This window comes from Streptomyces sp. SM11 (assembly GCF_002910905.1).
GTDB lineage: Bacteria > Actinomycetota > Actinomycetes > Streptomycetales > Streptomycetaceae > Streptomyces.
In genome coordinates this window covers 40,572-63,063 of the sequence record NZ_NEUE01000105.1, presented here as the reverse complement: position 1 = coordinate 63,063, position 22,492 = coordinate 40,572, and the positions used below count along the sequence as shown (strand labels likewise).

Here is a 22,492-nt window from a genome sequence, read left to right as displayed (position 1 = left end):
AGTTTCTTTCACCCCGGGAAGGAGCTCACGTGCCCCACCGCACCTCAAGACGCACCCTCCTCACCGCCACCGTGGCCGCCACGGCAGCGGCGGCCACCGGCGCCCTCGCCGCCCCCTCCGCAGCATCCGTGCACTCCACGGACGCCTACACCGACCACCGGCTGCGGCGGATCATCGCCGGGATGAGCCTGGAGGAGAAGGTCGGCCAGCTTTTCGTGATGCGGGTCTACGGGCACTCCGCCACCGACCCGGACCAGGCCGACATCGACGCGAACCTCGCCGAGATCGGGGTGCGTACCGCCGCCGAGCTGATCTCCACTTACCAGGTCGGCGGCATCATCTACTTCACCTGGGCGCACAACACCCGCGACCCGCACCAGATCGCCAGCCTCTCCAACGGCCTCCAGCGCGCCGCGCTCGCCGGGCGCTCCCGGCTGCCGCTGCTCGTCTCCACCGACCAGGAGCACGGCATCGTCTGCCGGGTCGGCGAACCCGCCACGCTGCTGCCGGGCGCGATGGCCCTGGGCGCGGGCGGTTCGCGCTCCGACACCCGGCGGGCCGCCCGGATCGCGGGCGCCGAACTGGCCGCGCTCGGCATCAACCAGAACTACGCGCCGGACGCCGACGTCAACGTCAACCCGGCCAACCCGGTCATCGGCGTACGGTCCTTCGGCTCCGACCCCGAGTCGGTGGCCGCCCTGGTCGCGGCTCAGGTGAAGGGCTACCAGGGCGCGGGAATCGCGTCGACCGCCAAGCACTTCCCCGGACACGGCGACACCAGCACCGACAGCCACACCGGGCTGCCCGTCATCAACCACACCCGCGCGCAGTGGGACGAGCTGGACGCCCCGCCGTTCCGCGCCGCGATCCGGGCCCGTATCGACTCGATCATGACGGCGCACATCGTGGTCCCCGCACTCGACCCGTCCGAGGACCCGGCCACGCTCTCCCGGCCGATCCTCACCGGCATCCTCCGCGAGGAGCTGGGCTACGACGGAGTGGTGGTCACCGACTCGCTCGGCATGCAAGGGGTACGCACGAAGTACGGCGACGACCGCGTGCCGGTCCTCGCGCTGCTGGCGGGCGTGGACCAGCTGCTGAACCCGCCGGACCTCTCCGTCGCCTGGAACGCCGTGCTGGACGCGGTGCGGGGCGGCGAGATCAGCGAGGCGAGGATCGAGGAGTCGATCCTGCGGATCCTGCGGCTGAAAAGCCGACTGGGCCTGTTCCGGGACCCGTTCGTCAGTCACCGGGGCGTCGAACGCACCGTCGGCAACCGCACCCACCGGGCCGCCGCCGACCGGATCGCCGAGCGCACGACAACCCTGCTCGCCGACCCCGGCACACTGCTTCCGCTCTCCCGCCGCACCCACCGCAACCTGCTGGTGGTGGGCGCCGATCCGGCGTCCCCCTCCGGGACGACGGGCCCGCCGACCAGCACGTTGGCGGACGCCTTCGGTGAACTGGGCTTCACCGCACTGGCGTTGTCCACCGGTATCGCGCCGAACCAGGCGAAGATCGCCGAAGCGGTCGCCGCCGCCGAGGGCAGGGACGCGGTGGTCGTGGCGACCTACAACGTGGCGGCGGGCAGCTCGCAGCGCACACTCGTCACGGCCCTCGTGGCGACCGGCGTCCCGGTGGTCACCGTCGCCGTCCGCAACCCGTACGACGTCGCCCACCTCACCGGCGCCGGCGTCGCGGCGAGCCTCGCCGCGTACTCCTGGACGGACGTCGAACTGCGCGCCGCCGCCCGGGTGATCGCGGGCCGCGCCGAACCGGAGGGCACCCTCCCGGTTCCGGTGCAGCGCGCGGACGACCCGGCGCAGGTGCTGTACCCGGTGGGCCACGGACTGTCGTACTAGTCCTACGGTGACCGGAGGGTCCCGGCCTCAGGCCGCAGACGCAAAGCACCCCGCGCACCTGGCGTGGCCCCGCTCCGGCGGGCCGCGCCGGGTGTACGTCTTTACGGACGTATCGGGGGTTTTCATGGATGAGTACGCTTCCCCGGGGGCCCGGCGTCGACGGCCCGCCCCGCCACCGGTCCGGGCCCGGTTCGCGGTCCTGGGCGTGACCGTAGCCACGGCAGCGCTCCTGCTGACGGCCTGCCAGGGGCCGGACGGGACGGTCACCGACGACCGGGGGCCCGCCCCCGCCTCACCCGGCCCGTCACCGTACGGGGTGGTGTTCCTCGGGCCCGGCGACTGCAGTTCGCGGGGCCCGGTGATCCGGGAGGTGTCCTGCCGCAGCGAGAAGGCCGCGGCCACCGCCCTCGCCCGGCACCTCGGCACCCCGGCGTCGGGCCCGCCCTGCCCGGACGCCACCGACTTCGTCCTGCATGTGTCCGAGTCGGGCACCGGGGCCCGTTCCCGGCTCACCACCGGCTACGCCTGCATGCGGAATCTGGAGCCCCCGCATCCGGGCGACCCGGGACAGGGCGGCGGCCCGCTGACCGTAGTCGGGGACTGCGTCACGGCCTCCCGCGCGGGCGAGGTCACGGAGACCGCCTGCGAGGACACGGGCGGACGCGCCCCGCGCTACCGGGTGGAGTCGGCGGTGCAGCGGCGGAAACAGTGCCCGGGCACCACGGACCTGTTCGTCGCCCTGGGCGGGGACAGGCCGGTGGGCTGCGCCCGCCGGTCACCGGGAAGGTGACGACGGGCGCAGCCCCCGTGAGATGCCGCTACGGGAACCGTGGGTGCCCCCTACGGGCGCAGCATGGCCTCGTCGCGCTCGATCTCGCCGTTGCGCTTGTCCAGCCTGGCGTCGAACCTCGCCAGCGGCTTCGCCTTCTTCGGGTCCGCCTCGACGGCCGCCGGGGCGACGCCCGCCCAGCGCAGGATCGCGGCGGTGGCCTTCGCCTTCTCGTCGGCCGCGAGACCGGAGACCTTCGCGCCGTGGTTGCCGCCGGGGACGGTGTAGACGTAACTGTCCTTCGCGCCGCGTCCGAGGCGGAACGGCTCGGCGCTCCACGGGTCGTTCTCGCCGTTGACGAACATCATCTGCCGGGCGTTGCGCTTGACCCAGCGGTCGACGTCCCGCATCGCGCGCCGGTCGAACGTCATCGGGATGGAGCGGGGCACGAAGTTGCGCGGGGGCTGGTAGCCGTAGCGGCTCAGCTTGCGGAGCCAGGGCTGCTTGATGTCCGGCGAACCGAGCTGGGTGCCCGCCTGGTAGTAGTACGGGGTGTACGGCTCCAGGCCCTGGTCCACGTAGAAGGAGAATCCGGAGATGGAGTCGACGGAGTTCCAGATGTCGTCGTCGTCGGCCTTCCTGGCGTCGGCCGGGAGGTCCGCGCAGTCGGCCAGCAGGCTGTACTGCCAGAACGCCCACCCGTAGTCCATGACCGTGGCCTCGTAGGCACGGTCGAGGGAACCGATGGTGTTGAAGGTCCAGCCGTTGGCGGCGGCCTGCTCCTTGTACTTCTTCTGGAGCGGGGCCCGGCGGATCAGCGCCTCGCGCTGTACGCCGGCCAGCTTGTCGCGGCACTCCTCGGTGCCGACGTTGCGGAAGAACCGGTCGTACGCCGAGTCCTCGTTGTTCACCACGTCGTTGGGCGCGACGTAGGCGACGACTCCGTCCATGTCCTTCGGGTAGAAGCGCTCGAAGTACGTGGCGGTCATGCCGCCCTTGGACCCGCCGGTGGCCAGCCACTTCTTGTCGTAGATCTTCTTCAGCGCCGTGAACACCCGGTGCTGGTCGCTGGCGGCCTGCCAGATGTCCAGCTTCGACCAGTCGGCCGGGGCCGGCCGGGACGGGGTGAAGTAGCGGTACTCCATAGAGACCTGGTTGCCGTCGATGATCTGCGTCGGCTCGCTTCGGCTCGGGTTCGTGGAGACGTGGTAGCCGCTGGTGAAGAAGACCGTCGGGCGGCTCACGTCCTTGTGCAGCAGGGTCAGGCGCTGCTGGAACGTGCCCTTGGACGGGCGCCGGTGGTCGACCGGCTGGGTGTATTCGAGGACGAAGTAGCGGTAACCCGCGGAAGGCTTCTCCTCGATTAGACTCATTCCCGGGATGGCCAGGATGCGGTCCTTGATGTCCTCGTTGCTCGCTTCGCTGCCTCCGGCAGCGCCGCTGCTCCGCTTCACGGCCGACTCCGCGGCGGTGGCCGCACCGGCCGAAGCCCCCGTGGCTCCGACCGTGCCTATGAGCACGGCGAGCGAGAGAACCCCTGTGAGCGCCTTGCGCATGCACCCTCCCCTTGATTCACGACAGTCGCCGTGAACTTATCGGGGCAACACACGCCACGCCAGACCCGGTTGTTCATGTCAGTGAAACGGTCAGCAGAGTATCCATCCGGTGGAGGCGGACTTCCTGCCGATCGCGCCGGTGGCCCGTACGCAGCGGTTCAGCGCGTTGACCGTGACCGGGCCGGCCCTCGTCGTGTACGAGCCCTTGTCGGAGACGGCACGTCCGCCGCGTGCCTGGAGCGTGACGCTCATCGTCCGCCGTTTACCGGGCTTCTTCGCGATGGTGACCGCGCAGACGTGGGCGCGGCTCTTGTAGACGCGCAGTTCTCCCGTGGAGAACCCGACCGTCTTCGCCGGGCGGCCGGTGCAGGCGGTGGCGGCCTGCGCGGTGGCGGGGGTGCCGAGCAGGGGGACGAGTCCGGCCAGCAGGGACAGGACGAGGAGGCGGACCGGCGGCAGCCGCTTGCGGCTCCCCGACACCTTCGGTCCCGCTGGTACCACAGCTCTGTCGAACACGTTCGCCCCCACCTGACGTCTGTACGCACCCCCGCGTCCCTGTCTACGACGCAGCAGACCCGCAGGAGGTTGCACCACCCGTGCGGGGAGTGGGGAACGCGGGGATCCTCAGACGCCCGCGGGCTCGCCCTCCCCTATGCCCTCGCCGATGAAGGTGCGCCACAGCCGGGCGTACCGCCCGTCCCGGGCGAGCAGCTCGTCGTGCGTGCCGTCCTCGACGACGCGCCCGTGGTCCATGACCACGACACGGTCGGCGCGGGCGGCGGTGGTCAGCCGGTGGGCCACCACCAGTGTGGTGCGGCGGCCGGTGAGCCGGTCGGTGGCCTGGTTGACGAGGGCCTCGGTGGCGAGGTCCAGGGCGGCGGTGGCCTCGTCCAGGAGCAGGACGTCCGGGTCGACGAGTTCGGCGCGGGCCAGCGCGATGAGCTGGCGCTGTCCGGCGGAAAGGTTGCGTCCGCGCTCGGCGACCTCGTGGAGATAGCCGTCCTCCAGCGTGGCGATCATCTCGTGCGCGCCGACCGCGCGGGCGGCGGCCTCCACCCGGGCGTCGGTGGCGTCGGGCAGCCCGTAGGCGATGGCGTCGCGGACCGTGCCGGCGAAGAGGTACGCCTCCTGCGGGACGACGCCGAGGCGGTGCCGGTAGGCGCTCATGTCGAGGCGCCGCAGGTCGGTGCCGTCGGCGGTGACCCGGCCGGCCGTGGGGTCGTAGTACCGGGCGACGAGCTTGACCAGGGTCGATTTCCCGGCCCCCGTCTCCCCGACGAACGCCACGGTCTGGCCGGCCGGGATGCGCAGGTCGACGCCGGTGAGGGCCTCCTCGTCGGAGCCGTACGCGAAGGAGACGTCCTCGAACGCGATCTCGCCGCGCAGCGAGAGCACGTCGAGCGGCTCTTCCGCGTCGGCGGTCGAGGTGGGCTCGCGCAGGAGCTCCTGGATGCGCCCCAGGGAGACGGTGGCCTGCTGGTAGCCGTCGAAGACCTGGGAGAGCTGCTGGACGGGGGCGAAGAACAGCTCGATGTAGAGGAGGTAGGCGACCAGGGCCCCGGTGGTCAGCGTGCCGTTGTCGATCCGGCCCGCGCCGACGATGATCACGGCGGCGGCGGCGACGGAGGCCAGCAGCTGGACGAACGGGAAGTAGACGGAGATCAGCCACTGGCCGCGCACCCGGGCCTGCCGGTAGTGGTCGCTGCGCTCGGCGAAGCGGGCGGCCCCGTCGTGCTCGCGGCCGAAGGCCTGGACGATGCGGAGGCCGGAGACGGACTCCTGGAGGTCGGCGTTGACGACGCTGATGCGGGTCCGGGCCAGTTCGTACGCCTTGACGCTGCTGCGCCGGAAGAAGACGGTGCCGATGATCAGCACGGGCAGGGTGGCGAAGACGACCAGGGCGAGCTGGACGTCCAGGACGAGCAGCGCGGCCATGATGCCGAAGAAGGTGACCACGGAGACGAACGCGGTGACGAGCCCGGTCTGGAGGAACGTGGAGAGCGCGTCCACGTCCGTCGTCATCCGGGTCATGATCCGGCCGGTCAGCTCGCGCTCGTAGTAGTCGAGGCCGAGGCGCTGGAGCTGGGCGAAGATCTTCAGGCGGAGCGAGTAGAGCACCCGCTCGCCGGTCCGGCCGGTCATCCGGATCTCGCCGGTCTGGGCCACCCACTGGACGAGCACGACGACGAGCGCGATCGCGGAGGCCGCCCACACCGCACCGGTCGAGAGCTGGGTGACGCCCTCGTCGATGCCGTGCCGGATCAGGACCGGCAGCAGCAGACCCATGCCGGCGTCGACGGCGACGAGGCCGAGGCTGATCAGCAGCGCCGCGCCGAAGCCGCGCAGCAGCCGGCGCAGCCCGTAGGAGTCCTCCGCGCGCACGGCGGCGGCCTCGTCGACCTCGGGGGTGTCCGTGGCGGGCGGCAGGGCCTCGACCTGGGCGAGCAGTTCGGGCGTCGCGGGCGTACCGGCGACGGTGGTGTCCCGCTCCTCCTCCTCGCGGATCCACAGCGCGGGGGTGATGCCGCGCTCCGCGTCGAACTCGGCGCCCAGCTCCTCCTGGAGGGCGCGGTCGGCCTCGGGGTCGGCCTCGGTGCGCGGCGGCCGGTGGCCGGGCGAGGTGCCGCCGAGCTCGTCGGGGTCGGTGAGCAGGCGGCGGTAGAGCGCGGAGGTGCGCTCCAGCTCCTCGTGGGTGCCGACCGCGGCGAGCTTCCCGCCGTCCAGGACGGCGATGCGGTCGGCTAGCTGGAGGGTGGAGCGGCGGTGGGCGATGAGCAGGGTGGTGCGGCCCGCCATGACCTGCTTGAGGGCCTCGTGGATCTCGTGCTCGACGCGGGCGTCGACGGCGGAGGTCGCGTCGTCGAGGAGGAGGAGCCGGGGGTCGGTGAGGATGGCGCGGGCGAGGGCGACGCGCTGACGCTGGCCGCCGGAGAGGGTGAGCCCGTGCTCGCCGACGGTGGTGTCGTACCCCTTCGGCAGGTCGGCGATGAACCGGTCGGCCTGGGCGGCGCGGCCGGCCTGCTCGATCTGCTCCTGGGTGGCGTCGGGGAAGCCGTAGGCGATGTTGGCGCGGACGGTGTCGGAGAACAGGAAGCTGTCCTCGGGGACGAGCCCGATGGCGGAGCGCAGGGACGCCTGGGTGAGCTCGCGGACGTCGTGGCCGCCGATGAGGACGGCCCCGTGGGACACGTCGTAGAAGCGGGGCAGCAAGAGCGAGACGGTGGACTTGCCGCTGCCGGACGCGCCGACGACGGCGACGGTCTCGCCGGGTTCGACGGTGAGCGAGAAGCCGTCCAGGACCGGCCGCACATCGTCGTAACCGAACCGTACGTCGTCGAACTCGATGCCCGCCGGGGCGTCGGCGGGCAGCTCCTTGGTGCCGTCCCGCATCGAGGGTTCGGTGTCGATGAGCTCCAGGACGCGTTCCACGCCGGCGCGGGCCTGCTGGCCGACGGTGAGGACCATGGCGAGCATCCGGACCGGGCCGACGAGCTGGGCGAGGTAGGTGGAGAAGGCGACGAACGTGCCGAGGGTGATCTCGCCCCGGGTGGCCAGCCAGCCGCCGAGGGCGAGCATGGCGACCTGGCCGAGGGCGGGCACGGCCTGGAGGGCGGGGGTGTAGCGGGAGTTCAGCCGGACGGTGCGCAGCCGCCCGGCGAACAGCCGGCGGCCGACCTCGCGGAGCTTGCCGGTCTCCTGGTCCTCCTGGCCGAAGCCCTTGACGACCCGGACCCCGGAAACGGCCCCGTCGACGACTCCGGCGACGGCGGCGGCCTGGCTCTGGGCGTACCAGGTGGCGGGGAAGAGACGGGTGCGGGAGCGGCGGGCGATGAACCAGAGGGCGGGGGCGACGGCGAGGGCGACGAGGGTCAGGGGCAGCGAGAGCCACGCCATGATCACCAGGGAGATGAGGAAGAGCAGCATGTTCCCGATGGTCATCGGGAGCATGAACAGCAGCCCCTGGATCAGCTGGAGATCGCTGGTGGCCCGGCCGACGACCTGCCCGGTGGACAGCTCGTCCTGACGCTTCCCGTCGAGCCGGGTGATCGTCGCGTACATGTCCGTACGCAGGTCGTGCTGAACGTCCAGGGCGAGCCGGCCGCCGTAGTACCGGCGGATGTAGGTCGCTATGTAGACGAGGACGGCCGCGCCGATGAGCAGCCCGGTCCAGACCGCGAGGGAACGGGTGTGGTCGGTGACCACGTCGTCGATGATCACCTTGGTGATGAGCGGTACGAGGGCCATGACGGCCATACCGGCGAGCGACGAGCCGAGGGCGAGCACGACGTTGCGCCGGTACCGCCACGCGTACCCGGTCAGCCGCCGGCCCCACCCCTGTTGCTCTGCGCCCGTCACGCGTTGCCTCCCGTTTCGGCCTGTCCGCCGGCCTGTCCGCTGATCCAGCTGTTCCACCTGGTCTACCGGAAGGCACCAACGCCCGGGGCGGCGGATTTCATCCCGCCGCGGCGAAGGGGGCGGCAACCGGGGCCGATGGCCGGGGGTGTGCGGGACCGGGGTCCTGGGACCGGTTCGGGCCCGGCCGGGTGGGCAGTCGTCCGCGCCACCGACCGGGGCCAGGGCCCGCCGCCGCGGTGGTCTTCCGGCAGCTGCCGGGCCTCCTGCCGCTCCGCCGGGAGCTGCCAGGGGAGATCCGGGACCCGGCGGAGCGGGCCCGGGTCCCCCGGCCCGGCCCGCCGCTACGGCCCCCGCCGCTACGGACGCACGGCGCTTACAGATGCGTCGGCTCGAACATCCGCAGCAGCGCCGGGAGCACCACGACGGACGGCCCGGGGGCAGCCAGTGCCTTGCTCAGATCCCCGGCGAGGGACTCCGGTGTCGTACGGACCGCGGGAACGCCGAAGGACTCGGCGAGCGCGACGAAGTCCGGGCGGGACAGCTCGGTGGCGGTGGCCTCGCCGAAGGCTCCCGTCATGTACTCGCGGAGGATGCCGTAGCCGCCGTCGTCGACGATCAGCCAGGTCAGCGGCAGGTCGTACTGGCGGGCGGTGGCCAGTTCCGCGATGGAGTACATCGCGCCCCCGTCGCCGGAGACCGCGAGCACGGGCTTCGTCGGATCGGCGGCGGCCGCGCCGATGGCCGCCGGGAAGCCGTAACCGAGGCCGCCCGCGCCCTGGGCGGAGTGCATGGTGTTGGGGCGGCGGGCGTCGAACGCGGACCAGGCCCAGTACGCCAGGATCGTCATGTCCCAGAAGCTGGGCGCGGCGTCGGGGAGCGCCTCGCGGACGGCGTCGAGGACCTGCTGCTCCAGGGTGAGTTCCTGGGCGTCGATCCGGACCCGTACCTTCTCCAGCACCGTGACTACGCGCTCCGCCGCCCCGGCGTCCTCGCGGGGCCCGACGGCCTCCAGGAGGTCGGCCAGCGCCTCGCGGGCGTCGGAGTGGATACCGAGGGCGGGGTGGTTGGACTCCAGCTTCCCGGCGTCAGCCTCGATCTGGATCACCCGGCCGCGCGGCCGGAAGGTGTGGTAGTTCGAAGAGAGTTCGCCGAGTCCCGAGCCGACGACGAGCAGGACGTCCGCGTCCTCCAGGAAGTCGGTGGTGTGCCGGTCCTCCAGCCAGGAGCGCAGCGACAGCGGGTGCTCCCAGGGGAAGGCACCCTTGCCGCCGAAGGTCGTCACGACGGGGGCGTCGATCTTCTCGGCCAGCGCGAGGAGTTTGCCGGAGGCGTCGGAACGGACGACTCCGCCGCCGGCGATGACCGCCGGGCGTTCGGCGTTCGACAGCAGGTGCGCGGCGGCGACCGTCAGCTCGGGGCGCGGGTAGAGCTCGCGCGGGGTGGCGTCCATGGCGCTGACGACCGGCAGGGTGGTCTCCGCCAGCAGCACGTCCTGCGGGATCTCCACCCAGACCGGCCCGTGTGGGGCGGTCAGCGCGGACTCCCAGGCGGCGGCGATCGCGGACGGGATCTGCGAGGCGGACCGCACGGTGTGGACGGACTTCACGATGTCGCGGACGGAGGCCTGCTGGTCGCGCAGCTCGTGGAGATAGCCGTGCCGCCCGCCGCCGAGCCCCGCCGCGGGGATCTGGCTGGAGATCGCGAGGACGGGCGCGGAGCCGGCGGCGGCCTCCTGGAGCGCGGCGAGCGAGGTGAGCGCGCCGGGCCCGGTGGAGAGCAGCAGGGGCGCCACCTCTCCGGTGATCCGGCCGTACGCGTCGGCGGCGAAGCCCGCGTTGTTCTCGACGCGGAGTCCGACGTACGAGAGGGAGGAGCGGCGCAGCGCGTCGAACATGCCCAGTGCGTGCTGTCCGGGCAGCCCGAAGACGGTGGTCGCGCCCAGCCCCTGGAGGGACTCGACGACGAGGTCGCCACCGTTGCGGCCGGGCGGCGGATTCAGTGCGGCGGCGGCCTGGGCGGCGGTGAGCCGCGGCCGGTCGTCGTGGTCGTGGCTCACTTGGCGTCCTCGGCTTCCTTTGCTTCCTTCTGCGCCGCGATCTGCCGGGACATGATCGTCGTCAGTTCGTACGCGGCGTGGGAGGCGGCCACGGAGGTGATCTCGGCGTGGTCGTACGCGGGGGCGACCTCGACCAGGTCGGCGGAGACCAGGTGGCAGGAGGAGAGTCCGCGCAGGATCTCCAGCAGCTCGCGGGAGGTGAGGCCGCCGGCCTCGGGGGTGCCGGTGCCGGGGGCGTGCGCCGGGTCCAGTACGTCGATGTCGATGGAGATGTAGAGCGGCCGGTCGCCGATCCGCTGGCGGAGCTGGTCGGCGATCTCGTCGACACCGCGCCGCATGACGTCGGCGGAGGTGACGATGCCGAAGCCCATCTTCTCGTCGTCGGTCAGGTCCTGCTTGCCGTAGAGCGGGCCGCGGGTGCCGACGTGGGAGAGGGCGGAGGTGTCGAGGATGCCCTCCTCGACGGCCCGGCGGAACGGGGTGCCGTGGGTGTACTCGGCGCCGAAGTAGGTGTCCCAGGTGTCCAGGTGCGCGTCGAAGTGGAGCAGGGCGACGGGCCCGTGCTTCTTGGCGACGGAGCGCAGGAGCGGCAGGGCGATGGTGTGGTCGCCGCCGAGGGTCATCAGGCGTGCGCCGGTGCCCAGCAGGTCGTCGGCCGCGCCCTCGATGGTCTCGACGGCCTCGTTGATGTTGAACGGGTTCGCCGCGATGTCCCCGGCGTCGGCGACCTGCGCGAGGGCGAACGGGGATGCGTCCTGGGCCGGGTTGTACGGGCGCAGCAGCCGGGACGCCTCACGGATGGCGTTGCCGCCGAAGCGGGCGCCGGGCCGGTAGGAGACCCCGGTGTCGAAGGGCACGCCGACGACGGCGACGTCGGTACGGCCGACCTCGTCGAGCCGGGGCAGCCGGGCGAACGTCGCGGGCCCGGCGTACCGCGGGACGCGGGAGGAGTCGATGGGGCCGCGCGGCGTATCGGTGCTGCTCATGGGGGGTGCCTTTCGTTCGATTACGTACGGTTCAAGTGTGCGGGCTTCTCAGTCCGGCCGGCGACGTTCAAGCCCGTGCGGCCGGGTCAAGCCCGTCCGGCGATTGAGGACCTCTTGAGGCCGGCCAGATCCAGCCCGGGGGTTGCGTCCTCAAACGCCGGACGGGCTGAGGTGATCCGGCGAGCCGGGGTGGGCCGGGGCCTCCGGGGCGGGCTCGCCGCGCCCCGTCAACCGTTCGCGCCACGCGGCCAGCACGGCCGCATCCGTCGGCGGCGTGGCCAGCGAGACGACGACGTACACGGCCAGCGACGCCAGCAGCCCGTAGTAGATCGGCTGATTGGCGAGGATCCCGTAGTGCCACATCAGCCCGATGACCGCGACACCCCCCACGGCCACCGCCGACAGCGCCCCGGCCGCCGTGCCGCGTCGCCACAGCAGCCCGCCGATGATCGGCACGAGCAGCCCGCCGACCAGCAGGTTGTAGGCCACGGTCAGCGCTTCCACCACATCGTTCAGTGCGATGGCGATCAGGATGACGGCGATGCCCATGATCAGGATGAACGCCCGGTTCCCCTTGACCTCGTCATGCGGCTCGTCACCGGCGCCGCGCCCGACGACCCCCCGCAACCGCGACCAGATGTCGTTGTTGGCGACGGTGGCGCAGGCGATCAGCGCCCCGGAGGACGTCGACATCACGGCGGCCAGCGCGGCGGCGAGCACGAGCCCGCGCACCCCCACCGGCAGTTCGTCCGTGACGATCGTCGCGAAGGCGGAGTCGGCACTGGCCAGGTCCGGGTACATCACCTTGGCGGCGGTGCCGATGACGGCCCCGGCGATGGCGTAGACGAGGCAGTACGTACCGGCGACCGTCCCGCCCCAGCGCGCCGTCGTGTCGCTGCGCGCGGTGAAGACGCGCTGCCAGATGTCCTGCCCGATGAGCATGCCGAAGGTGTAGATCAGGACGTAGGTGAAGACCGTCTCGCCGCCGATGCCGAGCGGGTCGAAGTACTCGGTCGGCAGCTGGGCCTTCATCTCGCTGAAGCCGCCCGCCTTGACGACGGCGACGGGCAGCAGGATCAGCAGGATTCCGATGGTCTTGACGACGAACTGGACCATGTCGGTCAGGGTGATCGACCACATGCCGCCGAGCGTCGAGTAGGCGACGACGATGGCGCCGCCGAGGACGATGGCGACGGTGCGGTTCACGTCGAAGAGGACGTCGAAGATGGTGGCGTACGCGATGGTGGAGGTGACCGCGAGCATCAGCGTGTAGGCCCACATGACGACGCCGGAGATGATCCCGGCCCGTCCGCCGTAGCGGAGGTCGAGCATCTCGGAGACGGTGTAGACCTTCAGACGGGCGATCCGCGCCGAGAAGAAGACGGAGAGCACGAGGAGCCCGAGGCCGATGGTGAAGACCATCCACGCGCCGGAGAGCCCGTACTGGTAGCCGAGGCCGACGCCCCCGATGGTGGAGGCGCCGCCGAGGACGATGGCGGCGATGGTGCCGGAGTACATGGCGGGCCCGAGACGGCGTCCGGCGACCAGGAACTCACTCTTGGACTTGGCGCGGCGCATGCCCCACCAGCCCATGGCCAGCATGCCGGCCAGGTAGACGACGATCACGGCGTAGTCGACAGCCATGGGCTTCCCTCCGTCTCGCGCAAACAGATGTAGGTGCGAGGAAGACGGTAGGTGGCCGAAAGCCGACGCTGAAGTGTACGTTTCCTCCACTCTCACGACCTCGAATGGATGAACCGTCCATGCCGATGCCTTCCGAGGGCAGCACACCGTCCTCCCCCTCCTCCGCACCCGGCCCGCCGACCCCGCCCATCCCGCTGGCGGAGCTGCTGGCGAGCAAGGACCTGGGCCTGCGCCGGATCGCGGGCCCGGCCGAGGCCGAGCTGCTCTGGGTGCACACCTCGGAGATGGCGGACCCGTATCCGTACCTCCTCGGCGGCGAGCTGCTGCTGAGCGCCGGAGTGCTGCTGACGGACCCGGACCACTACGTCGGCCGACTGGTGGAGGCGGGGGCGGCGGCGCTGGGGTTCGGGGTGCGCCCGGTGCACGAGACGGTGCCCGGGGTGCTGATCGAGGCGTGCGACCGGCGGGGCCTGCCGCTGCTGGAGGTGCCGCCGAAGACCCCGTTCACGGCGATCGCGCGGGCGGTGTGGCGGCTGATGGCTCAGGCGCGCCACCGCGAGCTGCGCCGGGTGACCCGCGCCCAGCAGGCCCTTGCGACGGCGGCGGCCCGCCCCGACCCCGTACCGGCGGTCCTGCACCAGCTCGCGGCGCAGCTCGGCGGCCGGGCGGTGCTGCTGACGGCACGGGGCGAGGAGGTCCACGCGGCGGGCCGCGATCCGGCCGAGGAGACCGACGCGGCGGGCCGCCCCCCGGAGACGACGGGGGCCCTGACCCGCCTGGCGCGTGTGGTGGCCCGCGAACGCCCCGCCTCCCCCGCATCGGCCACCGACACCCACGGCGGCACGCACCTGGCCGCCTACGCGCTGGGCGGCGCCGAGGGCCTGGTCCTGACGCTGGCGACCCGGCGACGGGAGTCCGGCGACCACACGGTGGCGGGCATCGCGGTGGTCCTGCTGTCGCTGCTGGCGGCCCCGCACCAGGGCGCGGACGCGGCGGGCCGTTCGGCGGCCCTGGTCCGCATGCTGCTGGGCGCCGACCCGGCCGAGGTGGCCCCGCTGCTCGGCGCCACCGGCCCCTGGACGGTCATCCACGCCCGCCGCACGGACGGCACCCCGGCGGACGCCCTGTCGGCCGGGTCCCTGGGCGCGTCGCTGGGCACGGCGCTGGTGGACGCGGGTCGCGGGGGCGGCGAGGCGGTACGGCTGCTGCTGCCGGGCGAAGCGGTACGGCGACAGCCGGGCGCGAAAGCGGAACGGCCGCTGCCGGAGGTCGGGGGAGAGCCGGTACGACGACAACCGGGCACGGCACCGAAGAGCGAGCCGGTACGGCCGCTGCCGGAGGCCGACAGGATCACCCCGCAGCCCGGCTGGACGCTCGGCGCGTCCGCCCCCACCCCCGTCACCGCGCTCGACGCCGCCGACGCCCTGGCCGCCCGCGCCCTGGCCCATGCGCAGGCGACCCGCGCCCCGCTGGCGGTGGACACCCCCGTGGGCGGCCTCGCCGCCCTGGTCCCGCCCGAACAGGCTGCGGCCCACGCCCGCGCCCTCCTCGCCCCGCTCACCGCACCGCTGGCCGACACCCTGCGCTGCTGGCTCTCCCTGCACGGCAACTGGGGCCGTACGGCGGTGGCGCTCGGCGTCCACCGCAACACCGTGCGCCAACGCATCGGGCGGTGCGGGGAGTTGCTGGACGCGGACCTGGCCGACATGGACGTACGGGCGGAGCTGTGGTTCGCGCTGCGGCAGGGGTGAGCAGCGGAGGAGCACCCCAGCGCGTGCCCCAGGGAGCCCGCCCACCGGTCTGCCGCAGTGACCCGACATCCCGCCTCAGCGCACCGGCGGCAGCCGGTTCTCCGAACCCGACGCACGTGACTTCGACGCGCCGGCTGCCGGGGGAGCGTCGCCCCCCTGCCCCTGCCGTAGCGGAAAGTCCCGCAACCCCTCGGCGAGGCTGCCCCGCGCCGCCCGCCGCCTCGGATCACGGCGGCCACGTGCTCCTGCGTCAGCGACGGGGCGTGCGGAGGTGAATGAACCGCCCCGGTTGAGTCGGTGGCGGAGACCGCCAGGCCAACCGTGCGCTGCACACAATTGTGCTGGTCCGCATGCGTCACGACCCGCGCACCCGGGACTACGTCGCACGGCGCACTCTGGAAGGACTCAAGACGAAGGACATCTTCAGATGCCTCAAGCGGTTCGTCGCGCGCGAGGTCTACCACCACCTCACCAGCGAGTTCAGCGGCGCAACCGACCCTTCTCCCACAGCTTGACGATCCATAGAAGCTTCAGAGTCAAGCTCAGCGTCCGGGTGATTCGTATGCCGGCTGTCACCGCGGTTTCCCGGCGAGGGAGTGCGGACATCGGCTGCCAGCATCCATGGTCCGGCGTCGAGCGGTCGCGGGCGGCGTGCCGGTCCCCGGAGAAGGCCATCGAGCCCCCGAGGGGACCACCGCCGCCACCCCGGACCCCGTCTCCGGTCGCAGCCATCCAGAGCAGCGACCGGAGACGGCACTTCGTACTCCCGCGCCAATCACCTGTCCGGTGCGCCGACATCGCTCCGGCGACACCGGCACCGTGGCTCGACCCACCACGAACCGAAGTGCGCGACCGGTGGAGGCGCTCACGAAGTCCCGGAAGATCGCCTCGGCGCCGGCTGGCCCCCGGCGGGCAGAAGTACTATGTCAGCGGCGGGTAGGAGTTTTGCATCAGCTCCTGGAACTGGGCGGAGAACCAGTGACCGGAGATCGGGGCGTCAGGGAACGCCCCCGACATGCTGTTCCCATTCCGGGGGTTGCCGTTGTACGTCGGGTCACACATCCGGTCGAAGCCCTTGCCCTCGTTGTTCGGGATGGCCTTGCTCGACCCGTCGGATTCACCCGGGGGCTTCATCCACACGTAGGCGTCAATGCCGGGTTCGGGGGATGCCTGGGGCCGCTCGCCGAGACCGGCGCCCTTCTGATTGCACCAGTTTCCGACGTGGATGCGGCGGTCGTAGCGGCCACCGTCGACGTAGGTATCCACCGACGTCTTGGCGCCGGGAGCGCTGGGCCTGGCCGAGCCGCCCCACCCGTTGCGGGAAGTATCGATCAGCATCCCGATCTTCGAGTCGAAGCCCGTAGACACGAGCTGCTGCCGGAACGCCTGGGTGAACGACAACTCGTCGACGTATCGGTTCCAGTCGACCCACTTCGACTGACGCACGGGCTTGCCGCTCACCTGTTCGTCGATGGAGAAGTGGTCCTCCGTCAGCGCACTGTAGTTGGCGGTGTTCGTGATAAACCCGTGTACGTCGGCCACGGTGGCGCCCTCAGCGGTCGCAGCCTGCTTGAACAGGTCTGCCGAGGCACCGAAGTTGTCGTCCCAGCCGATCCAGCCGTGATGGGCCGCGTCCACGTAGTTGTAGACGTTGGGTATGTCGCCGAGCTTGCTCAGGGCGTAGCCAACCCCCTTCACGTAGTTGCCATTGGCCTTCATCGTGTCGCATTCGGGCGTCGCGGTGGGCCGACTGCCCGTGTTGGTGATCAGGTTGGGAAGGGAGTCGATCTCGATCGTGGTCACGATGCGCAGGCCGACGTACTTGGGGTCGGCGAGGATGCCGGCGATCGGGTCGATGTACTCCGTCTTGTACCGGTCGATCTCGGTCGGGCCGAGTTCGCCGTTGGAGGCCAGGGCGGCACAGTCCCGACCGGGCAGGTTGTAGACGACGAGTTGGATGACGAGCTCTCCGTCACCCTTCTGCTTGACGGCGGCGTCGAGGTGGTCGCGCAGGCCCATGCCTCCGTCCACCCCTCCGATGGCGGCGATACGGTCCAGCCAGACTCCGGTGGGCTGGTCGGCGATGCGCTCACCACCCGGCTCGGCTGCGGCCTTCGCCGACCACTCGGGGTTCACGTAGACCTCGGCGCCGTCGTAGGGGTTGTCCAGCCGGCTGCCCGTGGGCGGATCCGTTGGGCCGCCGGAGTCGACGTTGCAGGTGACGCCGTCGAGGCTGAAGGTGCTAGGGATGTTGTTGCTACCGCTATAGCTCCCCTGGAAGCCGAAGCTTACCGAGCCACCGGTGCCGAGGTTGCCGTTGTAGGACTCGTTGGTGGCTGTGACATCAGCCCCCGACTGAACGACGTTGGCGTTCCAGCCGTTGACGACCCTCTCGCTGCCAGCATAGGACCACTTCACCGCCCAGGATGACTTCGGGGCCGTGTTGTTGGTGATCGTGACCGATGCGATGAAGCCGTTGTTCCAGTGGTCCTGCACCTGGTAGTCCACCGTGCAGGGGACGCCGGATGCGCCGGCGCCGCCGGGTACGGCGAACGCTGTCCCCGTGGCGCCGGCGACCAACGCCATAGCAGAGAGGAGTGCGGATTTCGTGCGGCTCATGAGTGGAGGTCTCCCATGGTTGGATTCGTGCTGTCGACCGAGCGGATGTGCGCCGAGCCCAAGTGCCCCGTGCGGCCCAGCCGCCAGTGGGGGCGCATGGGTGGTTAGCGCCTGGGGCGCAGCGTGGAAGCGCTCCCACATCGCAAGGTAGAGCACCGCGTACACCCGGAGCCAGAGAGTGTTCCCACCTCGATTGTTAACGCAGTGTCATGCCGGCAACACCGCTCCCTTCGGCGTTCCGGACGTCCGCCACGCGCCGATGCTCCACTCCCCCACCAGAGAAGCCATGGGTCCGCGCACAGCCGACTCCGCCTGGTCGACAGCGGACACGCCTGCTGACGGTTCGAAGAGCACAGGCCGTGGGCGGGAAACCATGCCGAGTGTTTACTGAGGCTGAACTCGTGGAGTTGTGGGGGCTGCCGGCTCGTGGGCCTTCGCTCCTGCATACTGAGCACACGAGACGTTTCTGAGGATCAGAGAGCGGACATCTCGTTGGGGTGTCGCCGAGATGCTGACCAAAGGGGCAATGAGTTGATGTTCGAGCCGTGATGGCCGCTCAGCTCTCCGGTTCAACCCCCGCGAGGATGCGCTAGACGGTGGCGCCCGAGGGTCGCTTGCCCTGGTTCTTGCCCGAGGCGATGACAAGCTCGCGGGCGATCTCGGGTACGGGCACACCGTTGACCCGCAGGCTGCGGGCGTAGTCGGCCGTGTCGTCGTCGACGACTCTCGGGCGCCCGCCGCGACAGCCACGCCCGCGGGCGGACGCCTGGCCTTCGAGAGACTCCTCCCGGATCTACTCCCGCTCGGACTCCGCCACACCGGCGAGGAACGCGAACAGGGCGGCGCCGTGCCCGGACGGGTCGTAGACGCCTTGGAGGGGACCGGTGAGCTGCCCTGCACAGCGCGTAGCCCACCCTCGTGGGCTACGCGATGACCTCGGGCACGGCAGCGTCGATGGCCAGGCCATCCCCCGTGCGCGGCCGGGACCGCGGTCGGCGGGGTTCTTCACCTCCAGCTCGGCATGGAGCTGGGGGACGATCGTGCAGCGCGGGGTGTGGTACTTCGGGGTGACCTTGCCGCCTCCGGTGCGGCAGGTGCTTCCGGCGGGCACCACAGGTGGGGAAGTCGAACTGCTCGACGGCCGCGGCCGGTTCGGCGGGCTGAGGAATCTCGCAGAACCTATCGCGAAGGGCCTTGTGTGAATGCCGTTTCGCGAGAGGTTGCGAGAACGAGGATCAGAGGCAAACAGGACACGATCCGGCAGGGATCTCCGGTCTCTCAGGGCTGTTCATTTCTGCGAGCACCAAGCGTGCATCCATGGCCCGGAGTGCGGGTCCGCGGCCGGATAGGGGCTCAGATATCGTCTCCCGATATCGGAGCACGAAACGTATGCGACTGTGCCGTCGAGGGAGTGGGCCATGAGCAAGCCATCGACCGCCGCCGGGGTGCCGGACGAGCTGAGCCGTCGGCTGGGAGTGCCGGATGCCGTGGTGATCGGCCTGGGGTCGATGATCGGCGCGGGGATCTTCGCCGCGCTCGCCCCGGCCGCACGGTCGGCCGGCTCCGGACTGCTGATCGGCCTGGTCCTTGCCGCGGTGGTCGCCTACTGCAATGCCACGTCCTCCGCCCGGCTCGCGGCCCGCTACCCCACGTCGGGCGGCACGTACGTGTACGGCCGGATGCGGCTCGGCGACTTCTGGGGCTACCTGGCGGGCTGGGCGTTCGTGGTGGGTAAGACCGCCTCCTGCGCGGCGATGGCCCTCACCGTCGGCTTGTACGTGTGGCCGGGCCAGGCCCATGCGGTCGCGGTCGCGGCGGTGGTGGCGCTGACCGCGATCAACTACACCGGGGTGCAGAAGTCCGCGTGGCTGACCCGGATCATCGTGGCGGTGGCCCTGGCGGTGCTCGCCGCCGTCGTGGTCGCCGCACTCACCTCCTCGGCCTCGGACACGACCCGGCTCGGCATCAGGGACGACGCGACCTTCTTCGGGGCGCTCCAGGCAGCGGGGCTGCTGTTCTTCGCCTTCGCCGGGTACGCGCGCATCGCGACCCTGGGCGAGGAGGTCCGCGACCCCGCCCGCACCATTCCCCGGGCCATCCCGGCCGCGCTGTGCATCACCCTGGTCATCTACGCCCTCGTCGCCGTCGCCGTTCTGACCGTCCTCGGCCCCAAGGGGCTGGCGGAGGCTGCCGCGCCGCTGTCGGACGCGGCCAGGGCCGCGGGCGCCGACTGGCTCGTCCCGGTCGTGCGCGTCGGTGCCGCCGTGGCCGCGCTCGGTTCGCTGCTGGCCCTGCTCCTCGGCGTCTCCCGCACCACGCTGGCCATGGCCCGCGACCGGCACCTGCCACACACCCTGGCGGCGGTGCACCCGAAGTTCAAGGTGCCGCACCGCGCCGAGCTTGTCGTCGGCGTGGTGGTGGCGGTGGTCGCGGCAACGGCCGATGTGCGCGGGGCGATCGGGTTCTCCTCCTTCGGTGTCCTCGTCTACTACGCCGTCGCCAACGCCTCCGCCTGGACCCTCTCCCTGGACGAGCGGCGCCCGGCGCGTGTCGTCCCGGCCGTTGGGCTGGGCGGCTGCCTCGTCCTGGCTTTCGCTCTCCCGGCGTCCTCGGTGATCTGGGGGACCGCGGTCCTGGCCCTCGGCGCCGCGGCCTACAGGGTGCGCCGCATGATGCCCACACACAGTTCCTAGGAAGACTCGCCCTCGTCGACCGGCCGGAATGCCGCTGGCGACCTCCTAACTCGCGGGACGATATCGAGAACCGATACGCCTTGCGACGGGAGGTGCACCCTCATGACGCAGCCCAGTACGTGGCAGGCGATGCCGACCGCCACCAGCGCGCCCGCGGCCACGGTCTCCATCCGCCTCTACATCCGCGCTGTCTTCTACTCCGAGGGCATCTTGACGTTCCTCCGCCCTGACGCGCAGGGTACCGGCAGGTTCGCCAAGGCCTGCATCCCCGCCCTCGGCTTCATCGCAGCCCTCGACGGCTTCTCCGAGATCGTCTGCGGCCTGCTCATCCTGGCGGGGCGGCTCACCCGGCTCGCTGCCGTCCCGACGATCGTGGACATGGCCGGTGCGCTGCTGATCACCAAGCTGCGGATCCTGGGGGGGTGACGCCCGGCTGTTCGCGGGCAAGTCAGGCTGGTGGGACTTCGCCCACGAATCGCGCACCGACATCGTCCAGCTGTGCGGCAGCCTCTCCTGCTGCTCGCTGGTGCTGGCGCCTACTCGCTCGACGCCCGCCTGGCCCGCACCACCCACGCCCAAGCCGCTGCGGCCGCCGCGGCGGCCCGATGACCCACCGGACCTACGGGGCTTCGTCGCCCAGGACCTCGCGGGCGAGCTCCTTCAGCGCCTGCCGGTCCTCGGCCAGGGCCTGCTTTCCGGCCTCGGTCGCCTCGTAGACGCGCCGGGTGCGGCCGTCGACCACCCGCTGCTCGGAGGTCAACAGGCCGTCGGCCTCCAGCCGGTGCAGCGTCGGATACAGGGTACCGGGGCTGATCTGGTAGCCGTGGGAGGCCAGTTCCTCGGTCATCCACGCGCCGTGGATCCCCTCCTCGGCCGCGTGATGCAGGATGTGCAGCCGCACCGCGCCCCGCTGAAACTCCCGCACCCTGGCCACCTCCGGCAGTGACGAAACCGATATCGGCATCCGATCCTACGCCGCACCAGACTTCGTCCGATGCCTCCCGCTACGGCTTCGAGCCCAGGTTCACCACGGCCACCTGATCTCTCGGTCTGTGGGCTACGCCTGCTGGAGGGGGCGCTTGGGCAGCGTGCGGGCGAGCGCGTCCCCGGCCTGCCGCTGGGTGCGTGCTGACCGTGGTGCACTCCCGCAGCCGGGCGTGAGTGGCGTACACGGTCTCGGAGACGGTCTGTTCGTCGTGGTGGGGGGAAGCGGGCCCCGAGGTACTCGATGACGCGGTCGAGGGAGTGCTCGCTGTTCCATCACGGGCTCGCTCGCAGATATCGGCATCTGATGTCGACCCGCGATAGTGAAGCCGACGGCCGGATCCTGGTCGCGGAACGGGGCGAAGACGAGGTCCAGCTTCGAGTCGTACGCCTCGGACTGGATGCCGAGTTCGTGTGTGGAGTATTCGCCGAACCGGTTGATGTGCTCGGTCGGGTACGGCGAGATGCGGGCCAGGTCATCCTGCTCGGTCGTCCAGCCCTCTTCCAGCAGTTGCCGCACGATCTCGGCGATGTCCAGGGCGTTGTGGAAGATCACCACGTTCGTGAGCAACACGTTGAACTTCATCGCCTTCTCCTGCTCGACCGGGTCGTTGTCCACGATGACCCCTCGGTTGCCGAAGCCGATCCACTGCGAGAAGCCGTTGAACGCTTCCTTGTTGTTCGTCGCTGCGGTCACCCGTCGGCGAAGCGCCGGATCACAGAGGTACCGCAGCAGCTGGACGGTGCGGATCACGCGGCCGACCTCGCGGAAGACGGCGTAGGTAGCGTTCTCCTTGGAGTCCGGCGCAGCCACTTGAACAGTGTGGACGAGGAGATCGCCCCCTCCCGTACAGAGGCCGCCACCTTCTCCAGCGCAATGCCGGCCGGCCGGTTCTTCGCCGCGGCCGCCTTGCTGATCGACCGCTCGACGATCCGCCGGACCGCCGGAGCTCAAGGCAGACGCGGTCGCCCTGTAGGAGTCGCCGCCGGAGAGCGATGACCAGCAGCCACCGATCCGGTATTCAGCCCCGAGACCCTGCGGAACTGGGTCCGGGCAGCCGGAGCACACCATCCCCGGGCACTGCGGACGCAGGAACCGGGCCAGCCGCCGGCCCCGCTGCAGGATGAGAACGTGGTTCTGCGAAAGACGGCCCGCGAGCACGTAGATGGCTGGGCGGTCGCCGCCACGGATCCTGTGGGGTGGCAGCCTGCCGTA

At 71.3% G+C, this 22,492-nt stretch carries 15 protein-coding genes and 1 pseudogene; 6 read left to right on the top strand and 10 right to left on the bottom strand.

Translation table 11 applies throughout. From position 1 onward, the window contains the following. Window positions 1-29: 29 nt before the first annotated feature. Window positions 30-1,862: a glycoside hydrolase family 3 protein gene (locus B9S58_RS07425; RefSeq protein ID WP_103531321.1), complete on the top strand. Its 1,833-nt coding sequence runs from the start codon at window positions 30-32 to the stop codon at window positions 1,860-1,862. A gap of 124 nt (window positions 1,863-1,986) precedes the next feature. Then, window positions 1,987-2,652: a hypothetical protein gene (locus B9S58_RS07420; protein WP_103531320.1), complete on the top strand. Its 666-nt coding sequence runs from the start codon at window positions 1,987-1,989 to the stop codon at window positions 2,650-2,652. A gap of 50 nt (window positions 2,653-2,702) precedes the next feature. Here the strand turns inward: B9S58_RS07420 and B9S58_RS07415 are convergent, their stop codons facing one another. From B9S58_RS07415 to B9S58_RS07390, 6 genes are all read right to left on the bottom strand, one after another. Then, window positions 2,703-4,187, bottom strand: a complete 1,485-nt coding sequence (locus B9S58_RS07415; protein ID WP_103531319.1) for a S28 family serine protease — start codon at window positions 4,185-4,187, stop codon at window positions 2,703-2,705. 90 nt (window positions 4,188-4,277) lie between these two features. Continuing rightward, window positions 4,278-4,667 (bottom strand): hypothetical protein, encoded by a 390-nt coding sequence (locus tag B9S58_RS07410; RefSeq protein WP_258044212.1) that lies wholly within the window; start codon window positions 4,665-4,667, stop codon window positions 4,278-4,280. 144 nt (window positions 4,668-4,811) lie between these two features. Then, window positions 4,812-8,543 carry an ABC transporter ATP-binding protein gene (locus B9S58_RS07405; RefSeq protein WP_103531318.1) on the bottom strand — a complete coding sequence of 1,244 codons (3,732 nt, stop codon included), beginning with the start codon at window positions 8,541-8,543 and terminating at the stop codon, window positions 4,812-4,814. Window positions 8,544-8,916: 373 nt separating this feature from the next. Beyond that, window positions 8,917-10,599, bottom strand: coding sequence for a thiamine pyrophosphate-binding protein (locus B9S58_RS07400; protein ID WP_103531317.1), 1,683 nt, complete (start codon window positions 10,597-10,599; stop codon window positions 8,917-8,919). Beyond that, window positions 10,596-11,585 (bottom strand): agmatinase, encoded by a 990-nt coding sequence (gene speB, locus B9S58_RS07395; protein WP_103531316.1) that lies wholly within the window; start codon window positions 11,583-11,585, stop codon window positions 10,596-10,598. The genes B9S58_RS07400 and speB overlap by 4 nt, the downstream gene beginning before the upstream one ends. Before the next feature lie 150 nt (window positions 11,586-11,735). After that, window positions 11,736-13,229: a sodium:solute symporter gene (locus B9S58_RS07390; protein ID WP_103531315.1), complete on the bottom strand. Its 1,494-nt coding sequence runs from the start codon at window positions 13,227-13,229 to the stop codon at window positions 11,736-11,738. Between the two features lie 104 nt (window positions 13,230-13,333). Between B9S58_RS07390 and B9S58_RS07385 the strand changes: the two genes are divergently transcribed. Together B9S58_RS07385 and B9S58_RS07380 are read left to right on the top strand one after the other, a co-directional pair. Continuing rightward, window positions 13,334-14,980: a PucR family transcriptional regulator gene (locus B9S58_RS07385; protein ID WP_181009220.1), complete on the top strand. Its 1,647-nt coding sequence runs from the start codon at window positions 13,334-13,336 to the stop codon at window positions 14,978-14,980. Window positions 14,981-15,279: 299 nt separating this feature from the next. Beyond that, window positions 15,280-15,495 (top strand): annotated as a pseudogene (locus tag B9S58_RS07380) (IS110 family transposase); the annotation flags it as partial. A 406-nt stretch (window positions 15,496-15,901) separates the two neighbouring features. Here B9S58_RS07380 and B9S58_RS07375 read toward each other — a convergent pair. Both B9S58_RS07375 and B9S58_RS37445 read right to left on the bottom strand, forming a co-directional pair. Beyond that, a complete protein-coding gene (locus tag B9S58_RS07375; RefSeq protein WP_103531314.1) occupies window positions 15,902-17,599 on the bottom strand; it encodes a glycoside hydrolase family 6 protein in 1,698 nt (565 codons plus the stop codon). Between the two features lie 793 nt (window positions 17,600-18,392). Then, window positions 18,393-18,710 (bottom strand): hypothetical protein, encoded by a 318-nt coding sequence (locus tag B9S58_RS37445; protein WP_146063473.1) that lies wholly within the window; start codon window positions 18,708-18,710, stop codon window positions 18,393-18,395. Window positions 18,711-19,017: 307 nt separating this feature from the next. Here B9S58_RS37445 and B9S58_RS07365 point away from each other — a divergent pair, with 307 nt between their 5' ends. Continuing rightward, window positions 19,018-20,292 (top strand): APC family permease, encoded by a 1,275-nt coding sequence (locus B9S58_RS07365; protein WP_103531313.1) that lies wholly within the window; start codon window positions 19,018-19,020, stop codon window positions 20,290-20,292. Window positions 20,293-20,394: 102 nt separating this feature from the next. After that, window positions 20,395-20,718, top strand: coding sequence for a DoxX family protein (locus tag B9S58_RS38420; RefSeq protein WP_219818870.1), 324 nt, complete (start codon window positions 20,395-20,397; stop codon window positions 20,716-20,718). A gap of 193 nt (window positions 20,719-20,911) precedes the next feature. Here B9S58_RS38420 and B9S58_RS07355 read toward each other — a convergent pair whose 3' ends face one another. After that, window positions 20,912-21,217, bottom strand: a complete 306-nt coding sequence (locus tag B9S58_RS07355; RefSeq protein ID WP_103531312.1) for a PadR family transcriptional regulator — start codon at window positions 21,215-21,217, stop codon at window positions 20,912-20,914. A 132-nt stretch (window positions 21,218-21,349) separates the two neighbouring features. Beyond that, window positions 21,350-22,090 carry a Tn3 family transposase gene (locus B9S58_RS37850; RefSeq protein WP_181009219.1) on the bottom strand — a complete coding sequence of 247 codons (741 nt, stop codon included), beginning with the start codon at window positions 22,088-22,090 and terminating at the stop codon, window positions 21,350-21,352. Window positions 22,091-22,492 lie beyond the last annotated feature (402 nt).